The following is an 18,470-nucleotide window of genomic DNA, read 5'->3' as shown; positions in this document are numbered from 1 at the left end:
GTGATCTAGCGAACGCCCGGCGGGTCAGTGCGCGGGCCTTTCCAATGCCGCACCGCGAACGGCCCGCCCAGGAGCACCGCGAGCCCGACGACCCCCGCCACGATCATGCCCGGCCGCGAGTCGAACGCGCCGGTGGCGACCAGCACGATGCTGGTGATCGTCGACAGGATCTCCAGCGCGGAGCGGCGTCGGCGCGGGTGCAGACGGCCGGATCCGCGGTTCAGCTTCGCGCTGAGCCGCGGATCCGTTGCGCACAAATCGCGCTCGATTTCGTTCAGGGCACGCTGTTCCCGGTCGGTCAGCATGCGCCGCCCCGCTTCCGGTGCGCTTGGCGGCGGCGCATCAGGAACCGGAGCACGAACACGCCGCCGAAGACCGCCGCGAACAGCGGGAGCGGGTTGTTCCGGACGGCCTCCGCACCGGCGCGGACCTTCTTCGCGGCCGGGGCCGAGACGGTCTTCTCCACCTGCTCGGCCGCCCGGTCGATCGTGTCGTCGACCTTCTCGCTGGCCCGCGTCCGGACGTCCAGCTTGTGCCCCAGCGCGTCCAGCGTTTCGGCCAGCTCCTCGCGGGTGACGTCCCGGTCCGCACGGGCCTCTTCCACCTTGCGTTCCGTCATGACCGCACCTGCTTCATCGTCTCGACGTCCTCGCGCACCCTGTCCACGGATTCCTCCGGCACCGGCCCGCCGGCGCGGCTCGCCTCCTTGCCGCCGACCAGCGCGGCGAGCCCCGCGACCAGCAGCAACGCGGCCCCGACGACCACCGCGGCTAGCCAGCCCGGCACTACGAGCGCGAGGCCGAGCACAGCGGCCGCGATCAGCGTCGCACCGCCGAAGAGCGCCAGGATCCCGGCGAACCCGAAGAGCCCGGCCCCGATGCCGAAGCGTTTGCCCTTCGTCTGGAGCTCGGCCATGGCCAAGCGGAATTCGTCTTGGATCAGGCGTTTGACGGAAGTGGTCAGGTCGGCCGCGAGGTCCGCGGTGGACTTCTCCTGCGCGGGAGTCCGGTTCATTTCCTCCAGCACGGTTCTTCCTCCCTTCCTGTTCGAGGCGTACCCGGCCTGGGGACGGCGAAACGGATCAGTGCGGCGCCGATTCCAGCGTGGCCAGTGCTTCGCGGAGCCCGTCGACGACCCAGTCGTGGCCCAGCGGCAGCGGGCTCGGCACCTGGTCGTCCGGGTCGTCGGAGCTGTGCGCGATCACGTCGACTTCGACGCCGGACTCCCGCAAAGCGGCGATCTCGGCGTCGTGCCGCACTAGCCAGGCCTCGTCGGCAACGGTCGCGTCACCCGGGCTGATCACTCCTTCGGCCGCCGGATCGACCAGCAGGACAGAACGCAGCGAGGCCGGGTTCTCGGCGGCCAGCCGCAAGACGTCGGCGGCGAGCGGCCCGCTCGTGACGAGATCGCTGCGCCCCGGCGCGGCAAGGGCTTCGGCGGTTTCGCGCCACGCGCCCTCGACCGGGATCCGATACCAGAGGATCTCGTGGTCCTCGGCGAGCGGACGCCAGGTCGCGGGCAGCCCGTCGTGTTTGGCCGCACCGGCCGGATCGAGCACGATCAGCCGCGGCGCGCCGGGCCGGCCCGCCGTGACCAGCGGCGGCCCTTCCGCGCGGACCGGGTCGGACGGGAACGGTTCTGGCATGTCGGCTCCTTCCACGAGCATCCGGTTACCCGTGCTGATGCGGGAGAAACAGCTCCGCCGCACGCGTAACGGCCGGGAACGCGGGTAGCCGGGGAGTGATCGGAGGAAGGGAGACGATCTCATGACCACTGCCCGCGATTTGATGACGCCGAACGCCGTCTGCGTGCGCGAGTCGGACACCGTGAACGACGCCGCGCAGACGATGGCGCGCGAACAGCTGGGTTCGCTGCCGGTGTGCGGCGAGGACAACCGGCTCAAGGGAATGCTGACCGACCGCGACATCGTGGTGAAGGTGCTCGCCGAGGGCAAGGACCCGCGCGCCGTGCACGCCGGCGAGCTGGCGCAAGGGGAAGCGGTGACGATCGGCGCGGACGACGACGTCACCGAGATCCTGAAGACCATGACACAGCACCGCGTGCGCCGGCTCCCGGTGATCGACGGGCACGATCTGGTCGGCGTCGTCGCGCAGGCGGACGTCGCGCGTGCCATGCCCAATCCGGACACCGGTGTGCTGGTCGAGGCGCTGTCGCACGATTACTGATCGTCCCCGGGTTTGCCGGCCGCGGAGCGGGGTAACCGCCGCGCATCCGCAGAGCGGGCCAGGGGGCGAGTGGCCGCGCAACCGTCGCAGAGGGACGGTTGCGCGGCCCTTCGCGTGATTGAACCGCTCCGGAGCGGGTAGCCGGAAGGAACGGAACCGACTTTTCGGGGAGGACTCCCGCATGGCAGACCGCATCCGACCGCCGCAGCAGCAGGATCCGCCGGGCACCACCGCGGAAATGGACCCGCAGCCGCGCGATTCGATGACCGGCTACGAGGGCCGCGGCCTGCTCGCCGGACAGCGCGCGCTGATCACCGGCGGCGACTCCGGCATCGGCCGCGCGGTCGCCATCGCCTTCGCGAAAGAAGGCGCGGACATCGCGATTTCGTACCTCAACGAGCACGAGGACGCCGAGTACACCGCCGATCGCGTGCGCGCGGAGGGGCGGGAATGCTTGCTGCTGCCAGGGGATCTCGCCGAGGCGAGCCAGTGCCGGGACATCGTCGAGCGCACACTGTCCGAATTGGACGGTCTGGACATCCTGGTCAACAACGCGGCGACGCAGTGGCCGGTCGACAGTCCCGAGGACCTGACCGAAGAGCAGTGGATGCACACGTTCGACGTGAACATCCACAGCTACTTCCGCGTGACCGCCGCCGCGCTGCCGCATCTCGGCGACGGCGACGTCATCATCAACACCGGTTCGGTGAACGGCTTGCGCGGCAACAAATCCCTCATCGACTACTCGGCGACGAAGGGCGCGATCCATTCCTGGACGTACGCGATGGCGCAGGCACTGGCCGACCGGGGGATCCGGGTGAACTGCGTCGCGCCGGGTCCGGTGTGGACGCCGCTGATCCCGTCGACGTTCCCGCCGGAGAAGGTGGAGAAATTCGGCCTGCAGGCTCCCATGCAGCGGGCAGCGCATCCGGACGACCTCGCGCCGTCGTACGTCTTTCTCGCCTCGAACCGGCTGTCGTCGTACTACAGCGGCGAGGTGCTGGCGGCTCTTGGCGGCGAGACAGTCCCCGGCGGATAGCTGGGCGAAGGTACGTGAGGGGAACCCTGAGGGAATCTGATTCCCTCAGGGTTCCCCTCACGTACGTTCAGCGGCCTTCCGAGGCGAGTCCGGCGGCCAGCAACTCGGCGAGGTGGATGCCCTCGCGGCCCCCGCTGTCCAGTTCGTGCAGCTGGGTGCGGCAGCTGAAGCCGTCGGCCAGCACCGCCGTCCGCCGGTCTGCCTCGCGAACGCGGGGCAGCAGGACTCGTTCCGCGCAAGCCTTGCTGACTTCCAGATGGCCTCGCTCGAACCCGAAGTTCCCGGCGAGCCCACAGCATCCTGAATCCAGCCGTTCGACGTCCACCCCGGCCGCTTCCAGCAGCTTCCGGTCCGCGTCCCAGCCCAGCACCGCGTGCTGATGGCAGTGCACCTGTGCCAGCGCGTGCCCGGGAATCCGCGGCGGCCGGTAGCCGGGGGAGTGCTGGCTCAGCAGCTCCGCGAGCGTCACGGTCTGGTCCCGCAGCCGCCGGACGTCCTGGTCGCCGGGGAAGAGCTCGGCCGCGTCGGAGCGGAACACCGCGGTGCAGCTGGGTTCCAGGCCGAGCACCAGCCCGCCGTCCCGGAGATGCGGGGCCAGCATGCGGACGGTGCGGGTCAGCACCCGCTTCGCGATTCCCAGCTGGCCGGTGGAAATCCAGGTGAGACCGCAGCACGCGGACGGTTCCGGCAGCGTCACCCGCCAGCCCGCGTCCTCCAGCACCCGCACCGCATCCTCGGCGACGTGGGGGTGGAAGTACGAGGTGAAGGTGTCCGGCCAGAGCATCACGGTGCCGCGCGCGCCGGTGCCGGTGGGTTGATGCCGGGCGAACCAGCGCGGCAGCGTTTTCGGGGCGAAGCGGGGGATTTCGCGGTCCTCGACCCCGGCGGCCCGCGTCGCGAACCGGGTTTTGCTCAGCAGGTTCACCAATCGCGCGGTGTGCGTTTTCCCGACGAGCCGGGCGACGAGCGGCAGCCAGCCCATCGTGTAGTCCGATCGCGGTCGTTTCCAGGGACGGCCTTGGTAGTGGTGGGCGAGGAATTCGGCCTTGTACGTGGCCATGTCCACATCGGCCGGGCAGTCGGATTTGCAGCCCTTGCAGGAAAGACACAGGTCGAGCGCGTCGCGGACCTCAGTGGAGCGCCAGCCGTCGGAGATCGGGCCGTCGTGGTGCCCGTTGAGCATTTCGAACAGCAGCCGGGCGCGGCCGCGCGTGGAGTGCTCCTCCTCGCCGGTGGCCTGGTACGACGGGCACATCACGTCGCCGCTGTCCGGAGTGGACTGACGGCAGCGGCCGACGCCGACGCACCGGTTGGCGGCCTGGGAGAACGAACCGCCGTCGTTCGGGAAGCGGAAGTAGAGGTCCTGCGGCTCGGCCGGGGACCACGAGCCGCCGAGCCGCAGGTTCTGATCCAGCGAGTACGGCGCGACGACCTTGCCCGGGTTCATCCGGTCGCCCGGGTCGAAGATCGCCTTGAGCCGGCCGAACGCGGTGACCAGGTCGTTGCCGAACATGCGCGGCAGCAGTTCGCCGCGGCTCTGCCCGTCGCCGTGCTCGCCGGAGAACGAGCCGCCGAACTCCGCGACCAGGTCGGCGGCCCGTTCCATGAACCGGCGGTAGGTCGCGATGCCCGAAGCGGTGTAGAGGTCGAACGGGATCCGCGTGTGCACGCAGCCCTGTCCGAAGTGGCCGTAGAGGCTCGGGCCGGTTTCGTCGGCGTAGCCGAATTCGGCGTACAGCGCGTCGAGCCGACGGAGGTAGGCGCCGAGTTTTTCCGGCGCTACCGCGGAATCTTCCCAGCCCTCGAAGGTGTCTGCCTCGCCGGGGACGTGCGCGGTCGCGCCCAGCCCGGCCTCGCGGACCTGCCAGAGTTCGGCTTCCTTCGCCGGGTCGTCGAGGAATGCGACCTCGGCGCCCTCGATGGAATCAAGCAGCCCGCGAGCTTGTTTGTCGGCCTCCTCGAGCGTCTTCGCGCCGAACTGGACCATCAGGAACGCCCGGCCGCGCGGCAGCTCTTCGCGCGCCTTTTCGTTGAGGTGCTTCAGCCGTTCGTCGTAGAGGAGCCGGTGGTCGACGCCCTCGAGCGCGATCGGTTCGTGCGGCAGGATGTCCGGCACCGCGTCCGCGGCGGTCGCGATGTCCGGGTAGCCGAGGACGACGAGCGCGCGCTCGGGCAGCACCGGCACCAGCTTCAGCTCCGCGCGCAGGACGGTGACCAGCGTCGATTCGCTGCCGACCAGAAGTCCGGCGACGTCGAATTCGTGTTCGGGCAGCAGCGAGTCGAGGTTGTAGCCGGACACGCGGCGCGGGATGTCCGGGAAGCGGCGGCGGATCTCGTCGGCGTACTCGTCGCGCAGGCGGCGCAACTGCCGGTAGATCGCGGCACGCCGGTCGCCGTGGTGCTCGATCTCGGCGTACTCGTCGTCGCTGGTTTTGCCGCACCAGAACCGGGTTCCGTCGGCGAGCAGCACTTCCAGGCGGACGACGTTGTCCACGACCTTGCCGGTGCGCTGGGCGGTCGCGCCGCAGGAGTTGTTGCCGATCATGCCGCCGAGGGTGCAGTTCATGTGCGTGGCGGGCTCGGGCCCGAAGCGGAGCTTGGTGTCGGCGAGCTGCCGGTTGAGATCGTCCAGGACGATGCCCGGCTGCACGATGCAGGTGCGGCGCTCGGTGTCGACGGATTCCAGCTCGGAGCAGTACTTGGACCAGTCGAGCACGACGGCGGTATTGGTGCACTGGCCGGCGAGGCTCGTCCCGCCGCCGCGCGAGAGCACGGGCGCGCCGAACTCCCTCGCCACGGCCAGCGCTTCAACGGCGTCGTCGGGGGAGCGCGGCACGACGACGCCGAGGGGCACCTGGCGGAAGTTGGAGGCGTCGGTGGAGTAGGCGGCGCGGCTTCCGTTGTCGAAGCGGACTTCGCCTTTGATGCGGGTGCGGAGGGCGGTGGCGAAGGCTTGGGTGTCGATGTCGGCGGGTTCGGGCACGCGGACGACGGGGTTGGGGAGTTCGGCGGTGCTCATCGGCCCTCCTTGACCGCGTACTCGGCGGCGGGTGAACGTGGCACGACTACTTGGCGGACGTTGGCGTAGGTCCCGTCGTCGAGGCGGACTTCTTCTTCGATGCGGTTGCGGAGCGCGGTGGCGAGGGCTTGGGTGTCGATCTCGGCGGGCTCCGGCACGCGGACGACGGCGGCGTGGTCGGGTGAACGTGACGCGGCTCCACGGCGGAAGTTGGTGGCGCGGCTTCCGTTGTCGAAGCGGACTTCACCTTCGATGCGGTTGCGGAGGGCGGTGGCGAGGGCTCGGGTGTCGATGTCGGCGGGTTCGGGCACGCGGACGACGGGGTTGGGGAGTTCGGCGGTGCTCATCGGCCCTCCTTGACCGCGTACTCGGCGGCGGCGTCGGTATGCAGGCGGAGCCCGTGCCCGGCGACCGACATCGACGGGGCTACCCGGCCGCCGCTGGGGTCCAGGCCGCCGTAGAAGAGTTCTCGTTCGATCCGGTCGTGGTCGGCGAACCATTCGATGTGCCGGAAATTCGGGGTCGCCGCAGCGGCGTGTGCGGACAGATTCGGTGCGCAGTGCGCGGAAACCTCGCGGTTCGCGGCAGCCGCCAGCGCGGCGACGCGACGCCATTCCGTGTAGCCGCCGCACCGTGTCACGTCGACCTGGAGGCAATCGACCGCAGGCAGCATCCGGGCGAAGTAGGGCAGGTCGTAGCCGTACTCGCCGGCGGCGATGTCCGGGCCGTCCGGGGTGCGCAGCTGGGCGAGGCCGGGGAGATCGTCGCTGGACACCGGTTCCTCGAACCAGGTCACGCCGAACTCGCGCAACGTGTCGGCGATCCGGCGAGCCCGGCCGACCGAATAGCCGCCGTTCGCGTCGACGTACAGCGCGGCGTCGTCCCCGATCGTCTCGCGCGCCAGGCGAACACGGCCGATGTCGCGGGCTACCGCGCTGCCCCACGCCTCGCCGATTTTGATTTTCACGCGCGGAATGTGCTGCTTCCGTACCCAGTATTCCAGCTGTGCGGCCAGTTCGTCGTCATCCTGTGAGGTGAATCCGCCGCTGCCATAGACATCGACCTCGTCGTGCACCCGGCCGAGCAGCCGGCTCAGCGGGACGTCGAGCAGTCGCGCGGCGGCGTCCCAGATCGCGATGTCCACAGCGGACAGTGCACAAGAGACCAAACCGGCGCGGCCGAGGTTCCGGATCGCGTGCTGCATCGCGCTCCAGCACGCGGGCGGGTCCAAGACCGGCATTCCGGTGATCGCCGACGCCAGTTTGCCTTCGATCAGCGGGGCGCAGGAGAAATCGGCGTACGTCCAGCCGAGTCCGTCGGTGCCGCCGGCGCGCACCCGGGCCACGACGAGCGTCGTGGAATCCCAGGCGAGCGTGCCGTCGGCCTCCGGCGTGGGGGTCGGCACCTGGTAGGCGCGCGCGTCGATCCGTTCGATGTGCGGGGCGGCGATCGTCACCGCGACCGCCCGGGCAGGAATTCCTGCAGCTTCGTCTTCGCGCCCTGGAACATCAGGTGGAACGCTTCCGGATCGCCCTTCAAAACCGACTCGGTCACGGATTTCATCTGCTCGAACGTCGCGTGCGGCGGGATCGGCGGCACCTCGGCGTCGCACCGCACGTCCAGCACCGTCGGCCGGTCCGCGGCGAACGCGGTGCGCCAGGCCGAAGCGAGATCGCCCGGGTCCTCGACGTTGATCCCTTCGAGGCCGACGCTGCGCGCGAAACCGGCGTAGTCGACGTCCGGCAGCGACTGCGATTCCTCGAATTTCGGTGCGCCGCCCATCGCGCGCAGCTCCCACGTGACCTGGTTGAGGTCATTGTTGTGGAACACGCAGATGATGCACCGCGGATCCGTCCACAACCCCTGGTAGCGGGCGATGGTGATCAGCTCGGCCAAGCCGTTCATCTGCATCGCGCCGTCGCCGACCAGCGCGATCGCCGGGCGGTCGGGATGCGCGAACTTGGCCCCGATCGCGTACGGCACGCCGGGGCCCATCGTCGCGAGGGTGCCGGACAGCGTGGCGCGGATGCCGTCGCGGATCCGGAGATTGCGCGCGTACCAGTTGGTCGACGAGCCGGAATCGGCGGTGACCATCGCGTTGCCCGGGATCTGCTTCGACAGTTCGTGCACGATCCGCATCGGGTTGACCGGTTTCGCGTCGACCTCCGCCTGCTGGTCCATGGTGGTCCACCAGTCGGCGACGTTTTTCTCGATTTTCTCGCGCCACGAACGGTTTTCCGCCCGGTGCAGCTTCGGCAGCAGCGCGCGCAGGGTCGCGGCGGCGTCGCCGACCAGGTTGACCTCGGTCGGGTAGCGCATGCCGATGAACCGGCCGTCGATGTCGATCTGCACCGCGCGGGCCTGGCCGTACTCCGGCAGGAACTGGCTGTAGGGGAAGTTGGACCCGACGATCAGCAGCGTGTCGCAGTCGCGCATCATCTCGTAGCTCGGCCGTGTGCCGAGCAGTCCGATCGCACCGGTCACATAGGGCAGATCGTCGGCGAGAACGTCCTTGCCCAGCAACGCTTTCGCCACTCCGGCCCCGGTGAGGTCCGCGACCTCGCGCACCTCTTCGGCCGCGCGGCGAGCGCCCTGCCCGACGAGGATCGCGACCTTCTTCCCGGCGTTGAGCACGTCGGCGGCCTCGCTGAGAGCGGGTTCGGGCGGCACCGGATTCGGCCACGCGGTCCCGGGCGGGCTCGACGGCATCTGCTTGAACGCGTGCTGCGGCGGTTCGTAGGGCTCTTCCTGCAGGTCCGCCGGGATGATCAGCGCCGTCGGCGTGCGGGACGCCTGCGCCACCCGGAACGCGCGGTCGAGCGCGTTGGGCAGCTGCTCGGCGACGTTCACCTCGATGCAGTATTCGTTCGCCACATCCCGGTACAGCGCCTGGAGTTCGACCTCCTGCTGGTAGCTGCCGCCCATCGCGGTGCGCGCGGTCTGCCCGACGATCGCGACGACCGGGACGTGGTCGAGTTTCGCGTCGTAGAGCCCGTTCAGCAGGTGGATCGCACCCGGCCCGGACGTCGCCATGCACACGCCGACGGCCCCGCTGAACTTCGCGTAGCCGACCGCGGAGAAGGCGGCCATTTCCTCGTGCCGGGCCTGTACGAAGCGCGGCTGGTTGTCCGCCTTGCCGAACGACGCGACGAGACCGTTGATCCCGTCCCCGGGGTACGCGAACACCTGCTCCACGCCCCAATCGCGCAGTCGCGAAAGCAGGTAGTCGCCGACGGTCTCGGTCATGACAAGCCTCCCGTGCGTTGAGTTCTCCCCGGCTACCCGGGCCTCGGCGGGGTTACACGTCGCGTCGCAGCCCTTGCTGGCGTCCGGTGGCGTTGGTGGTGGTTTCCGCGCCGTCGAGGTGCCGTGCGGTGTTGACGAGCCCGACCATGCTGAAGGCCTGCGGCATGTTGCCGAGCTGCCGTCCGGCCTTGATGTCGTACTCCTCGCTCAGCAGCCCGACATCGTTGCGGACAGCCAGCATCTGCTCGAAAACCTCAATGGCTTCCTCGGTGCGGCCGGTGCCGTGCAAGGCGTCGGCGAGCCAGAAGCTGCACGGCAGAAACGCGCCTTCGCCGCCGCGCAATTCGCCGAGGCCGTTGTCGGCGTCCGGGTCGTACCGATGCACAAAACCGTCTCGGGACAGCTCTTTCCGTACCGCGTCGACGGTACCGCGCACGCGGGAATCGGTTCCGGGAAGGAAGCCGACGCGGGGGATGAGCAGCAGTGCCGCGTCGAGGCCGTGGGAGCCGTAGAACTGGGTGAAAGTGTTGCGCTCGGCGTCAAAACCCTCGCGGCAGACTTCCTCGTGAATGTGTTCGCGCAGCGCGCGCCAACGGTCGACCGGTCCGTCGAGCCGATGGCGTTCCACCGTTCGGACAGCGCGATCGACGCCGGCCCACGCCATTACCTTGGAGTGCACGAAATGTCGCGGTTCGCCGCGTACTTCCCAAAGGCTGCGATCGGGCTCTTCCCAATGGCCTTCGAGGAAATCGAGCAGCCCGCGCTGCAGGTCCCACGCCGGATGTGTCACCGGCAGCCCGGCTTCGCGGACCAAGTGCAGGCCGTCGAGCGCCTCGCCCCACACGTCGAGCTGAACCTGTCCCGCTGCGGCGTTCCCGATCCGCACCGGGGTCGAATTCTCGTAGCCTTCCAGCCAGTCCAGAGTGGACTCCGGAACTCGGCGGGAACCGTCGAGTCCATAAAGGACCTGAAGTTCGGCCGGATCTCCGGCCGCCGCGCGGACCAGCCATTCGCGCCATGCCCGTGCCTCGTCGGGATAGCCGGTGCCCACGAGGGCCTGCAGGGTGAAGGTGGCGTCGCGCAGCCAGCAGTAGCGGTAGTCCCAGTTGCGTTCGCCGCCGAGTTTCTCCGGCAGCGACGTCGTCGGCGCGGCGAGAATGCCGCCGGTCGGCTCGTAGGTCAGCGCTTTCAACGTGATCAGCGCGCGGCGTACCGCGGCGGGCCACCGGCCGTCGTACTGGCAGCGGCTGATCCAGTCCGCCCAGAAGCGTTCGGTATGCGCGAGGGCTTTCTCGGCGTCCGCCGGATCGGGACGTTTCTCGTACGACGCGTGGTAGGTCAGCACGAACGGCACGCGCTCGCCCTCGGCGACGGTGAACTCGGCCAAGCCCTCGGCGGACACTTCGACCGGCGTGGTCAGCCGAACCGCGTCCGGACCCGCGACCGCGTCGAATCGCCCGTCGACGTGGCGAACCCACGGCCGGACCGATCCGTAGTCGAACCGAGGCCGCAAGCACGTCCGCATCGCGACCCGGCCGCGAAGCCCTTCCACGATCCGGACGACGTCCGCGGCCCCATCCCGGGGCGGCATGAAGTCGAGCACGCGGACGGCACCCTCGGCCGACTCCCATTCGCTGGCCAGGACGAGGGACTCGCCGACGTAACCTCGGCGAGTCGCCGGTCCGCCGTCCGCGGGCCCGAGCCGCCGTGCCCCCGCGCGCTCGTCGTGCAGAAGCGCGGCGAAGCACGCGGGGGAATCGAACCGGGGAAGGCACAGCCAGTCGATCGACCCTTCCCGCGACACCAGCGCCGCGGTGTGCAGGTCGCCGAGCAGGGCGTAATCCTCGATCGGGCGCTGGTTCATCGCGGCGGGGGTCAGTCCCGGCCCAGCGCCTTCGCCAGTTCCTTCTTCGTCATCGTGGACCGGCCGTGGATATTGCGCTGCTTGGCCTCGTTGTAGAGCTGGTCGCGCGTCGGACCGCCGGGCCCGAGCCGCTTGCCGGAGCGGTGCCCGCCGCGCTGCTGCGGCGATTTGTCGCGCACCGAGGTCTTGCTCGCGCGGTCCGATTCGCCCGACTGCGCCCGGTTCTTGTTCACCGTGCGCGCGGCGATCTCCTTCGCGCGCTTCTTGCTCGCGCCCCGCTCTTCCTGCGACTCCTCGATGTGCTGGTACTGCCGTTCGCGTTTCGAACTCCAAGCCTGCTCCGGCATCCCAGTCTCCTTCCGTCGTTCTTGATCCCCGGATTGCCCGGGCCCGCGAGGCGGAAACATCGCGGTTCGCCGCGCCGGAAACGGGTACCCGACCGAGAGTGGGACGCGAACAGACACTCGCCGGGCGGCTGCTGGCCGAGCACCTGGTCGCCGGCCGGCTCGAACCAGGGACCGAAATCGGCCTGCGGGTCGATCAGACGCTGACCCAGGACGCCACGGGCACGCTCGTGATGCAGGAGCTGGAGGCGCTCGGGCTCGACCGCGCGCGGACCGAGCTGAGCGTCCAGTACGTCGACCACAACCTGCTGCAGGCGGACGAGAAGAACGCCGAGGACCACGCTTACCTGCGCTCGGCCTGCCGCCGGTTCGGGCTGTGGTTCTCCAAAGCGGGCAACGGGGTTTCGCATCCGACGCACATGGAGCGCTTCGGCGTGCCCGGCAAGAGCCTCGCCGGGTCCGATTCGCACACCTGCGCGGCCGGGGCGCTGGGCATGCTCGCGGTGGGCGTCGGCGGCCTCGAGGTGGCGCTGGCCATCGCCGGGGAGCCGCTCTACCTGCGGATGCCGGAGATCTGGGGCGTCCGGCTGGAGAACGAGCTGCCGCCGTGGGTGTCGGCGAAGGACATCGTGCTGGAGATGCTGCGGCGGCACGGCGTGAGCGGCGGGCGGCACCGGATCATCGAATACCACGGGCCGGGGCTGGCGTGCCTGAGCGCGATGGACCGGCACGTGATCGCGAACATGGGCGCCGAAATGGGCGCGACCGCGACGGTGTTCCCCGCCGACGAGGCGATCCGCGCGTTCCTCCGGGCGGAGGGTCGCGAACACGACTTCCAGGACCTGCGCGCCGGACGCGACGCCTCCTACGACATCGAAGACGAGATCGATCTGTCCACTGTGGAGCCACTGGTGGCGAAACCGTCTTCGCCCGGCAACGTGGTGCCGGTGCGGGAGGCGTCGGGCACGCCGGTGGGGCAGGTCGTGATCGGTTCCTCGGCCAACCCCGGGTTCAGGGACTTCGCTGTCGCCGCGGCCACCGTCCGGGGCAGGCAGACGGCCGATTCGGTGAGCTTCGACGTCAACCCGACCTCGCGGCAGATCCTCGTCGAACTGGCGCGCAGCGGACACCTCACCGACCTCGTCGCGGCCGGGGCCCGGGTGCACCAGGCGGGCTGCCTCGGCTGCATCGGAATGGGTCAGGCGCCCGCGCCCGGCACGAACTCGCTGCGCACGTTCCCGCGGAACTTCCCCGGCCGGTCCGGCACCGCGGACGATTCGGTCTGGCTGTGCTCGCCGGAAACCGCCGCGGTGTCGGCGCTGACCGGCGTGCTGACCGATCCGCGCGACTACGCCGCCGTCCATCACCTCGCCCACCCGCGGGTTTCCGGACCGGCCCGTTCGGCCGCCGACCCGCGCGTCTTCACCGCCCCGCTGCCCGAGGACGAGGCCCTGCGGGAGGAGCTGGTGAAGGGCCCGAACGTCGCCGGGCTCCCGGACTTCGAGCCGCTTCCGGACGAGGTCGAGGGCCCGGTGCTGCTGAAGGCCGGAGACGACGTGTCCACCGACGAAATCTCGCCCGCCGGGGCGCGTGCGCTGCCGTACCGCTCGAACGTCCCGAAGCTGGCCGAGTTCACGTTCACCCGGATTGACGAGGACTATCCGAAGCGCGCGGCCGACAGCCCGGAGCATTTCGTGGTGGCTGGGGAGAACTACGGGCAGGGTTCGTCGCGGGAGCACGCCGCGATCACGGCTCGGTACCTGGGCCTGCGCGTGGTGCTGGCGCGGTCGTTCGCCCGGATCCACTGGCAGAACCTGGTGAACTTCGGGGTGCTGCCGTTGGAGTTTGCAGATCCGGAGGACAGCGAGAAGATCCAGCGCGACGACGTGCTGTGCGTGTCCGGGCTGCATCGGCTGGCCGAGACGGCGGAGTTCACCGTGCGCAACCAGACGCGGGGCGAGGAGTACCGGGCGAAGCATCAGCTGTCGCCGCGCCAGGCGGATGTGCTGCTGGCTGGCGGGCGAATCCCGCAACTGGCCCGCGCCCTGCACTGAGGCCGCTCCGGCAGAAGTACGTGAGGGGAACCCTGAGGGAATCAGATTCCCTCAGGGTTCCCCTCACGTACCTTGGCTGGTCAGGAAGCCTTCAGTGCGGCTTCGAGGTCGGCCCGGGACATCTTCGACCGGCCCTTGACGTCGCGTTCCTTCGCCAGCTTCTGCAGCTCCGTCTTGGACAGCTCCGACAGATCCGGAGTCCGCGGCCGACGGCTGCCGCGCACGCTGTTGGCCAGCGCCTCCATCAGGTCGACCACCTTCGTCGGCTGCTCCGGCTCCTCCGCGGGCGTCACGGTGTTCCCCGCCTTCTTCGCCTCGATCAGCTCCTCCACCCGCTCGCGGTAGGTGTCATGGAACTCCTCGGGCCGCCACGGCTCGGACATCGCGTCGATCAGCTTGACCGCGAGGTCCAGCTCCTTCTGGTTGGTCTTGGCCTTGGCGGGCAGCTGCGGCACGTCTTCCGCGCTGCGCACCTCGGCGGCGTAATGCAGCGTGTTGAGCACGATGACGCCGTCGCCCGCGCGGGCGAGCGCGAGGTGTTCGCGGCCGTGGAAGACGAACTTCGCGACGGCGGCTTTGTCCCGGCGGGCCAGCGCGTCCAGCAGCAGCACGTACGGACGCTGACCGTCCTCCTTGGCGGGCGCGAGCCAGTAGGCGCGGTCGAAGTACACCGGGTCGACCTCTTCCAGGTCCACGAAGCTTTCCACCTCGAGCGAGCGCGACCGGCCCGGGGCGATCTCGTCCAGTTCCTCCTGCTCGACCAGCACGTACTCGTCGTCGCCGACCTCCCGGCCGCGCACGATGTCGTCGTAGCGCACCTCGTCGCCGGTCCGCTCGTTCACCCGCCGGTAGCGGATGCGGTCCTGGGTCCCGCGCTGGAACTGCGTGAAGTGCACCGCGTGGTCCTCGACCGCCTTGTACATCCGCACCGGGACGTTCACCAGCCCGAACGACAGCGAACCCTGCCAGACCGGACGCATCTGCCCCTCCTTCCGCCTTGGTTGCCCGGCGGGTACCCGATGCGGGCATTCGGCACACCAAGGCGGTGTAAGCGTCCGGCATTCGGGGTAACTGATCCTCCGATGCGCATAAAACCTCGCGGAAGCCAGTTCTTCCAGCTGCTCGCGGACGCGGCGGCCAACCTCGTCACCGCCACCGCGCTGCTGCGCGATCTCACCGAGGCCGCACCTGGAGAGCGGGAGGCGATCGCGGCCCGGCTGCACGAGGTCGAACACGCCGGCGACGACCTGACGCACACCATCATGGTCGAGCTGAACAGCACGTTCGTCACGCCGTTCGACCGCGAGGACATCCAAGCGCTGGCCGCGCGGATCGACGACGTCCTGGACTTCTTGGACACCGCCGCCGACCTCGCCGTGCTGTACCGGCTCGAGGAGTTTCCGCCGGGCACCAAGGGGATGCTGCGCGTGCTGTGCCGCGCCGCCGAGCTGACCGCGGAAGCGATGCCGGGGCTGGCGAAGGTCGGCGAGCTGTCGCCGTACTGGATCGAGATCAACGCACTCGAGAACGAGGCGGACCACACCTACCGGCGGATGCTCGCCGACCTCTTCCAGCCCGGCGCGGACGCGCTCGAAGTGCTCAAGGCGAAGGAAGTCGTCGAACAGTTCGAACTGGCGGCCGACGGATTCGAGCACGTCGCGGACGTGGTGCAGACGATCGCGGTCAAGGAGTCCTGAGTGGACGGCACCGCCGCGCTGGTCGCGGTCGTGGCGCTGACGATTTTCTTCGACTACACCAACGGTTTCCACGACGCGGCCAACGCCATCGCCAGCGCGGTGTCCACGCGGGCGCTCCCGCTGCGCACCGCGCTCGTGCTGGCGGCGGTGATGAACCTGGCCGGAGCGCTGCTGTCGACCGGGATCGCCGCGACTGTCGCTCAAGGAATCATCGACGTCCCGGCCGGCCCCGGCGCGCTGACCGTGGTGCTCGCCGCGCTGGTCGGGGCGATCGCGTGGAACCTGGTGACCTGGTATTTCGGGCTGCCGTCCTCGTCGTCGCATTCGCTGATCGGCGGCATGGTCGGGGCCGCGCTGGCCGCGGCGAGCACGGTGCACTGGACCGGCATCGTGGAGAAGGTGCTGGTGCCGATGGTCGCTTCGCCGCTGCTGGGGCTGCTGCTCGGCTACGCGGCGATGGTGGCGGTGCTGTGGCTGCTGCGCCGGGCGAATCCGCACCGCAGCGGCCGGGTGTTCCGGCGGCTGCAGATCGTGTCGGCCTCGGCGCTGGCGCTCGGGCACGGGTTGCAGGACGCGCAGAAGGGGATGGGCGTGCTCGTCCTGGCGCTGATCGCGGCGGGGAAGCAGAACACGTTTTCGGTGCCCCTGTGGGTGACGCTGGTGTGCGCCGGGGCGCTGTCGCTCGGGACTTGCTCGGGCGGCCTGCGGATCATGCGGACGCTTGGCCGCCGGGTGTTTCCGCTCGATCCGCCGCACGGGTTTGTCGCGGAATCGGTGGGGGCTTCGGTGTTGTACTTGACTGCTTTCGCGGTGAAGGCCCCGATTTCGACCACGCACGTGATCACCGCGGCAGTGATGGGCGTCGGCGCGACGCGGCGGCTTTCGGCGGTGCGGTGGGGGATCGCGCGGGACATTGTGCTGGGGTGGGTGCTGACGTTCCCGGCCGCGGCTGGGGTGGCGGCGCTGGCGTTTTGGCTGTTGTCGACGTTCAGCTGACTACTTGGGCACCAGGGCGAGGACCTCGTCGTCGCTGGTCGGGCTGAAGTCCGCATAGAACTCTCCTACCGCGCGAAACTCCTGCGGCTCCTGCAGGCACACCACCTCATCCGCCTCGCGAGCCAGCTTGTCCAATGCGGACGGCGCGCCGACCGGTGCGGCGAAGACCAGCCGCAGCGGGGCGTACGAGCGGAGGGCCCGCAGCGCGGCCATCGCGGTCCCGCCGGTGGCTACGCCGTCGTCGACCACCACCACGTCGCGTCCGGCCGGTGAGCGCGGGGCTCGGCCGCTGAGGTAGCGGCGGACCTGGTCGCGGGCTTCGGTGCGGGCGTGGGCGACGAGGTGGGCGACGTCGTCGGTCGTCAGCCCGAGCGCGCGAAGCCCGGCGCGGTCGAAGAACGGCGGACCGTCCGCCGCGACGGCGCCGAGGCCGAGCTCCGGCCGTCCTGGTGCGCCGATCTTGCGGACGACCAGGAGTTCGAGCGGCGCGTCCAGTTCACGGGCAACCGGGGCGGCGACCGGCAGCCCGCCGCGGGCGAGCCCGAAGACGACCGGGTCGGTCCACTCCCGCCAGACCAGTGCGGCGGCGAGCTGGATGCCTGCGTCGGCGCGGTTTCGGAACGGCTTCACCGGCGGCCTTTCTTCGTGCCCCAGCGGAATCGACTGTCCTTTCCGGACTTCACGGTGCGGCGCAGCAGTTGCCCGGCGGCGAGCACGCCGGCGGTCAGCCCGGCCGCCACCGCGCCGTGATGCCGGCTCAGCACCGGTTGGACGTCGTGCGCTTTCGCCTGCCGGTCGAATTCCCCGTGTGCGCCGTAGTCGAATCCGCGCGGGCCGTCCGCTGGTTCCCACAGGTTCGCGGGCTGGCTCGGCGGCTGAGGGTGGCCCGTTTGCTGCGCGCAGAAGCCGGTGCGGGCGAGGTACCGGTCGAGCAGTCCGGGCGCGACGGCGTTGGCCAGCAGCGTCGCGGCGGTGCTCGTGCCGACCCAGTACTCGCGGCGGCGCGGGTGGTCGGCAGCGTGCAGCACCGCGCGGGCGGCGAGTTCGGGCTGGTAGATCGGCGGGACCGGCTGGGCGTGCTCCGGCAGCCGGGACAGCAGCCAGGTGAACTGCGGCGTGTTGACCGCGGGCAACTGCACCATGGTCGTGCGAATCCCGCTGCGCTCGTGGAGCAGTTCGCAGCGAAGCGCTTCATTGAAGCCCTGAATCGCGTGTTTGGCCCCGCAGTACGCGCTCTGCAACGGGATTCCGCGATACGCCAGCGCCGAACCGACCTGCACGATCGTGCCCGCGTCCCGCGGTTTCATGCGTTCGAGGGCGGCCATTGTGCCGTGCACGAAACCGAGGTACGTCACTTCGGTGACGCGGCGGTATTCCTCGGGTTTGACATCGGCGAACCGGGCGAACACGGAACTGAACGCGACATTGACCCAGACGTCGATCGGCCCCAGTTCCTCCTCGATCCGGGTCGCCGCGGCGTCGACCTGCGCGAAATCGGCTACGTCCGTCGGCAGCTCCAGCGGCGTGCCTCCGGCGTCCCGGATGTCCTGCGCCGCGGCGGCGAGCCCCTTTTCGCCGCGCGCCAGCAGGGCGACTTTGCCGCCGCGGCCTCCGTAAGCACGCGCGACGGCCCGGCCCACTCCGGCGCTGGCCCCGGTGACGACTACGACGGGCGGCATGGGAATCCTTTCCCCGGACCGGGAGTCCGGCGGGTCGGCGGGCGCAGGCACTCCTGGCGGGCGACGTGCCCGCACACCGCGACCGCGGCCAGCACGAAGCCGAGCAGCGCGAGCGGCACCTCCGGCGGAAAGGCGATCCCGCAGGCCACGAGCCCGGCGGCGATCGCGGTGAGAGCCCAGCACGCCACCGGCCACGCCCGGCGCAGCGGCCACGCCTTCTGTCCGAAGGCACGGCGCACCCACAGCGCGTCGGTGGCGAGCAGCTCTCGCTCCATCGACCGCAGCGCCCGGTGGGGATCCGGCTGCCGGTGCACGGCCATCGCCTGCTCCCTTCCGCCCTGACCGA

At 70.0% G+C, this 18,470-nt stretch carries 19 protein-coding genes; 5 read left to right on the top strand and 14 right to left on the bottom strand.

Annotation, left to right across the window (positions count from 1 at the left end; translation table 11 throughout):
• Positions 1-5 precede the first annotated feature (5 nt).
• Genes AB5I40_RS09455 through AB5I40_RS09440 form a run of 4 tightly spaced genes read right to left on the bottom strand, consistent with a single transcriptional unit; the run spans position 6 to position 1,645 of the window.
• Entirely contained in the window at positions 6-305 is a 300-nt protein-coding gene (locus tag AB5I40_RS09455) for a DUF3040 domain-containing protein (protein WP_370938066.1), read from the bottom strand.
• On the bottom strand, positions 299-619 hold the full coding sequence (locus tag AB5I40_RS09450) for a DUF3618 domain-containing protein (protein ID WP_370938065.1): 321 nt from the start codon (positions 617-619) through the stop codon (positions 299-301). The genes AB5I40_RS09455 and AB5I40_RS09450 overlap by 7 nt, the downstream gene beginning before the upstream one ends.
• A complete protein-coding gene (locus tag AB5I40_RS09445; RefSeq protein ID WP_370938064.1) occupies positions 616-1,026 on the bottom strand; it encodes a phage holin family protein in 411 nt (136 codons plus the stop codon). Before AB5I40_RS09445 ends, AB5I40_RS09450 begins: the two co-directional genes overlap by 4 nt.
• Before the next feature lie 55 nt (positions 1,027-1,081).
• The gene (locus tag AB5I40_RS09440) at positions 1,082-1,645 is read right to left on the bottom strand and encodes a hypothetical protein (RefSeq protein ID WP_370938063.1); all 564 of its coding nucleotides are present in this window, start codon (positions 1,643-1,645) and stop codon (positions 1,082-1,084) included.
• Positions 1,646-1,766: 121 nt separating this feature from the next.
• Here AB5I40_RS09440 and AB5I40_RS09435 point away from each other — a divergent pair, with 121 nt between their 5' ends.
• Together AB5I40_RS09435 and AB5I40_RS09430 are read left to right on the top strand one after the other, a co-directional pair.
• Positions 1,767-2,186, top strand: coding sequence for a CBS domain-containing protein (locus AB5I40_RS09435; protein ID WP_370938062.1), 420 nt, complete (start codon positions 1,767-1,769; stop codon positions 2,184-2,186).
• A gap of 181 nt (positions 2,187-2,367) precedes the next feature.
• On the top strand, positions 2,368-3,225 hold the full coding sequence (locus AB5I40_RS09430) for an SDR family oxidoreductase (RefSeq protein ID WP_370938061.1): 858 nt from the start codon (positions 2,368-2,370) through the stop codon (positions 3,223-3,225).
• Between the two features lie 67 nt (positions 3,226-3,292).
• On the opposite strand, the gene AB5I40_RS09425 is transcribed toward AB5I40_RS09430, so the two are convergent.
• Genes AB5I40_RS09425 through AB5I40_RS09400 form a run of 6 tightly spaced genes read right to left on the bottom strand, consistent with a single transcriptional unit; the run spans position 3,293 to position 11,701 of the window.
• Complete coding sequence (locus AB5I40_RS09425) at positions 3,293-6,244, bottom strand: FAD-binding and (Fe-S)-binding domain-containing protein (RefSeq protein ID WP_370938060.1); 2,952 nt, start codon at positions 6,242-6,244, stop codon at positions 3,293-3,295.
• Positions 6,241-6,591: a hypothetical protein gene (locus AB5I40_RS09420; protein WP_370938059.1), complete on the bottom strand. Its 351-nt coding sequence runs from the start codon at positions 6,589-6,591 to the stop codon at positions 6,241-6,243. Before AB5I40_RS09420 ends, AB5I40_RS09425 begins: the two co-directional genes overlap by 4 nt.
• The gene (locus AB5I40_RS09415; RefSeq protein ID WP_370938058.1) at positions 6,588-7,700 is read right to left on the bottom strand and encodes an enolase C-terminal domain-like protein; all 1,113 of its coding nucleotides are present in this window, start codon (positions 7,698-7,700) and stop codon (positions 6,588-6,590) included. The genes AB5I40_RS09420 and AB5I40_RS09415 overlap by 4 nt, the downstream gene beginning before the upstream one ends.
• On the bottom strand, positions 7,697-9,490 hold the full coding sequence (locus AB5I40_RS09410; RefSeq protein ID WP_370938057.1) for a thiamine pyrophosphate-requiring protein: 1,794 nt from the start codon (positions 9,488-9,490) through the stop codon (positions 7,697-7,699). The genes AB5I40_RS09415 and AB5I40_RS09410 overlap by 4 nt, the downstream gene beginning before the upstream one ends.
• Before the next feature lie 52 nt (positions 9,491-9,542).
• On the bottom strand, positions 9,543-11,354 hold the full coding sequence (locus tag AB5I40_RS09405) for a glycoside hydrolase family 15 protein (RefSeq protein ID WP_370938056.1): 1,812 nt from the start codon (positions 11,352-11,354) through the stop codon (positions 9,543-9,545).
• An 11-nt stretch (positions 11,355-11,365) separates the two neighbouring features.
• Positions 11,366-11,701, bottom strand: coding sequence for a plasmid stabilization protein (locus AB5I40_RS09400; protein WP_370938055.1), 336 nt, complete (start codon positions 11,699-11,701; stop codon positions 11,366-11,368).
• A 98-nt stretch (positions 11,702-11,799) separates the two neighbouring features.
• Here AB5I40_RS09400 and AB5I40_RS09395 point away from each other — a divergent pair, with 98 nt between their 5' ends.
• On the top strand, positions 11,800-13,752 hold the full coding sequence (locus tag AB5I40_RS09395; protein ID WP_370938054.1) for an aconitate hydratase: 1,953 nt from the start codon (positions 11,800-11,802) through the stop codon (positions 13,750-13,752).
• Between the two features lie 80 nt (positions 13,753-13,832).
• Here the strand turns inward: AB5I40_RS09395 and AB5I40_RS09390 are convergent, their stop codons facing one another.
• Positions 13,833-14,732, bottom strand: a complete 900-nt coding sequence (locus AB5I40_RS09390; RefSeq protein WP_370938053.1) for a Ku protein — start codon at positions 14,730-14,732, stop codon at positions 13,833-13,835.
• A 102-nt stretch (positions 14,733-14,834) separates the two neighbouring features.
• Between AB5I40_RS09390 and AB5I40_RS09385 the strand changes: the two genes are divergently transcribed.
• Together AB5I40_RS09385 and AB5I40_RS09380 are read left to right on the top strand one after the other, a co-directional pair.
• Positions 14,835-15,449: a DUF47 domain-containing protein gene (locus AB5I40_RS09385; RefSeq protein ID WP_370938052.1), complete on the top strand. Its 615-nt coding sequence runs from the start codon at positions 14,835-14,837 to the stop codon at positions 15,447-15,449.
• A complete protein-coding gene (locus AB5I40_RS09380; RefSeq protein ID WP_370938051.1) occupies positions 15,450-16,445 on the top strand; it encodes an anion permease in 996 nt (331 codons plus the stop codon).
• On the opposite strand, the gene AB5I40_RS09375 is transcribed toward AB5I40_RS09380, so the two are convergent.
• From AB5I40_RS09375 to AB5I40_RS09365, 3 genes are read right to left on the bottom strand one after another with little or no spacing between them, the layout of a single operon-like run.
• Complete coding sequence (locus tag AB5I40_RS09375; protein ID WP_370938050.1) at positions 16,446-17,075, bottom strand: phosphoribosyltransferase; 630 nt, start codon at positions 17,073-17,075, stop codon at positions 16,446-16,448.
• On the bottom strand, positions 17,072-18,124 hold the full coding sequence (locus tag AB5I40_RS09370; protein WP_370938049.1) for an SDR family oxidoreductase: 1,053 nt from the start codon (positions 18,122-18,124) through the stop codon (positions 17,072-17,074). The genes AB5I40_RS09375 and AB5I40_RS09370 overlap by 4 nt, the downstream gene beginning before the upstream one ends.
• Complete coding sequence (locus AB5I40_RS09365; protein ID WP_370938048.1) at positions 18,109-18,444, bottom strand: DUF3040 domain-containing protein; 336 nt, start codon at positions 18,442-18,444, stop codon at positions 18,109-18,111. The genes AB5I40_RS09370 and AB5I40_RS09365 overlap by 16 nt, the downstream gene beginning before the upstream one ends.
• Positions 18,445-18,470 lie beyond the last annotated feature (26 nt).

This window comes from Amycolatopsis sp. cg13 (assembly GCF_041346965.1).
Taxonomy (GTDB): domain Bacteria; phylum Actinomycetota; class Actinomycetes; order Mycobacteriales; family Pseudonocardiaceae; genus Amycolatopsis.
The sequence above is the reverse complement of the archived record's forward strand: the minus strand, read 5'-3'. Positions and strand labels throughout refer to the sequence as shown.

Coding starts and splice junctions, on each gene's coding strand:
- AB5I40_RS09390 (WP_370938053.1), bottom strand. CDS start 14,732: ATGCGTCCGGTCTGGCAGGGTTCGCTGTCGTTCGGGCTGGTGAACGTC.
- AB5I40_RS09400 (WP_370938055.1), bottom strand. CDS start 11,701: ATGCCGGAGCAGGCTTGGAGTTCGAAACGCGAACGGCAGTACCAGCAC.
- AB5I40_RS09420 (WP_370938059.1), bottom strand. CDS start 6,591: ATGAGCACCGCCGAACTCCCCAACCCCGTCGTCCGCGTGCCCGAACCC.
- AB5I40_RS09385 (WP_370938052.1), top strand. CDS start 14,835: ATGCGCATAAAACCTCGCGGAAGCCAGTTCTTCCAGCTGCTCGCGGAC.
- AB5I40_RS09435 (WP_370938062.1), top strand. CDS start 1,767: ATGACCACTGCCCGCGATTTGATGACGCCGAACGCCGTCTGCGTGCGC.
- AB5I40_RS09405 (WP_370938056.1), bottom strand. CDS start 11,354: ATGAACCAGCGCCCGATCGAGGATTACGCCCTGCTCGGCGACCTGCAC.
- AB5I40_RS09425 (WP_370938060.1), bottom strand. CDS start 6,244: ATGAGCACCGCCGAACTCCCCAACCCCGTCGTCCGCGTGCCCGAACCC.
- AB5I40_RS09440 (WP_370938063.1), bottom strand. CDS start 1,645: ATGCCAGAACCGTTCCCGTCCGACCCGGTCCGCGCGGAAGGGCCGCCG.
- AB5I40_RS09455 (WP_370938066.1), bottom strand. CDS start 305: ATGCTGACCGACCGGGAACAGCGTGCCCTGAACGAAATCGAGCGCGAT.
- AB5I40_RS09370 (WP_370938049.1), bottom strand. CDS start 18,124: ATGCCGCCCGTCGTAGTCGTCACCGGGGCCAGCGCCGGAGTGGGCCGG.
- AB5I40_RS09365 (WP_370938048.1), bottom strand. CDS start 18,444: ATGGCCGTGCACCGGCAGCCGGATCCCCACCGGGCGCTGCGGTCGATG.
- AB5I40_RS09450 (WP_370938065.1), bottom strand. CDS start 619: ATGACGGAACGCAAGGTGGAAGAGGCCCGTGCGGACCGGGACGTCACC.
- AB5I40_RS09430 (WP_370938061.1), top strand. CDS start 2,368: ATGGCAGACCGCATCCGACCGCCGCAGCAGCAGGATCCGCCGGGCACC.
- AB5I40_RS09410 (WP_370938057.1), bottom strand. CDS start 9,490: ATGACCGAGACCGTCGGCGACTACCTGCTTTCGCGACTGCGCGATTGG.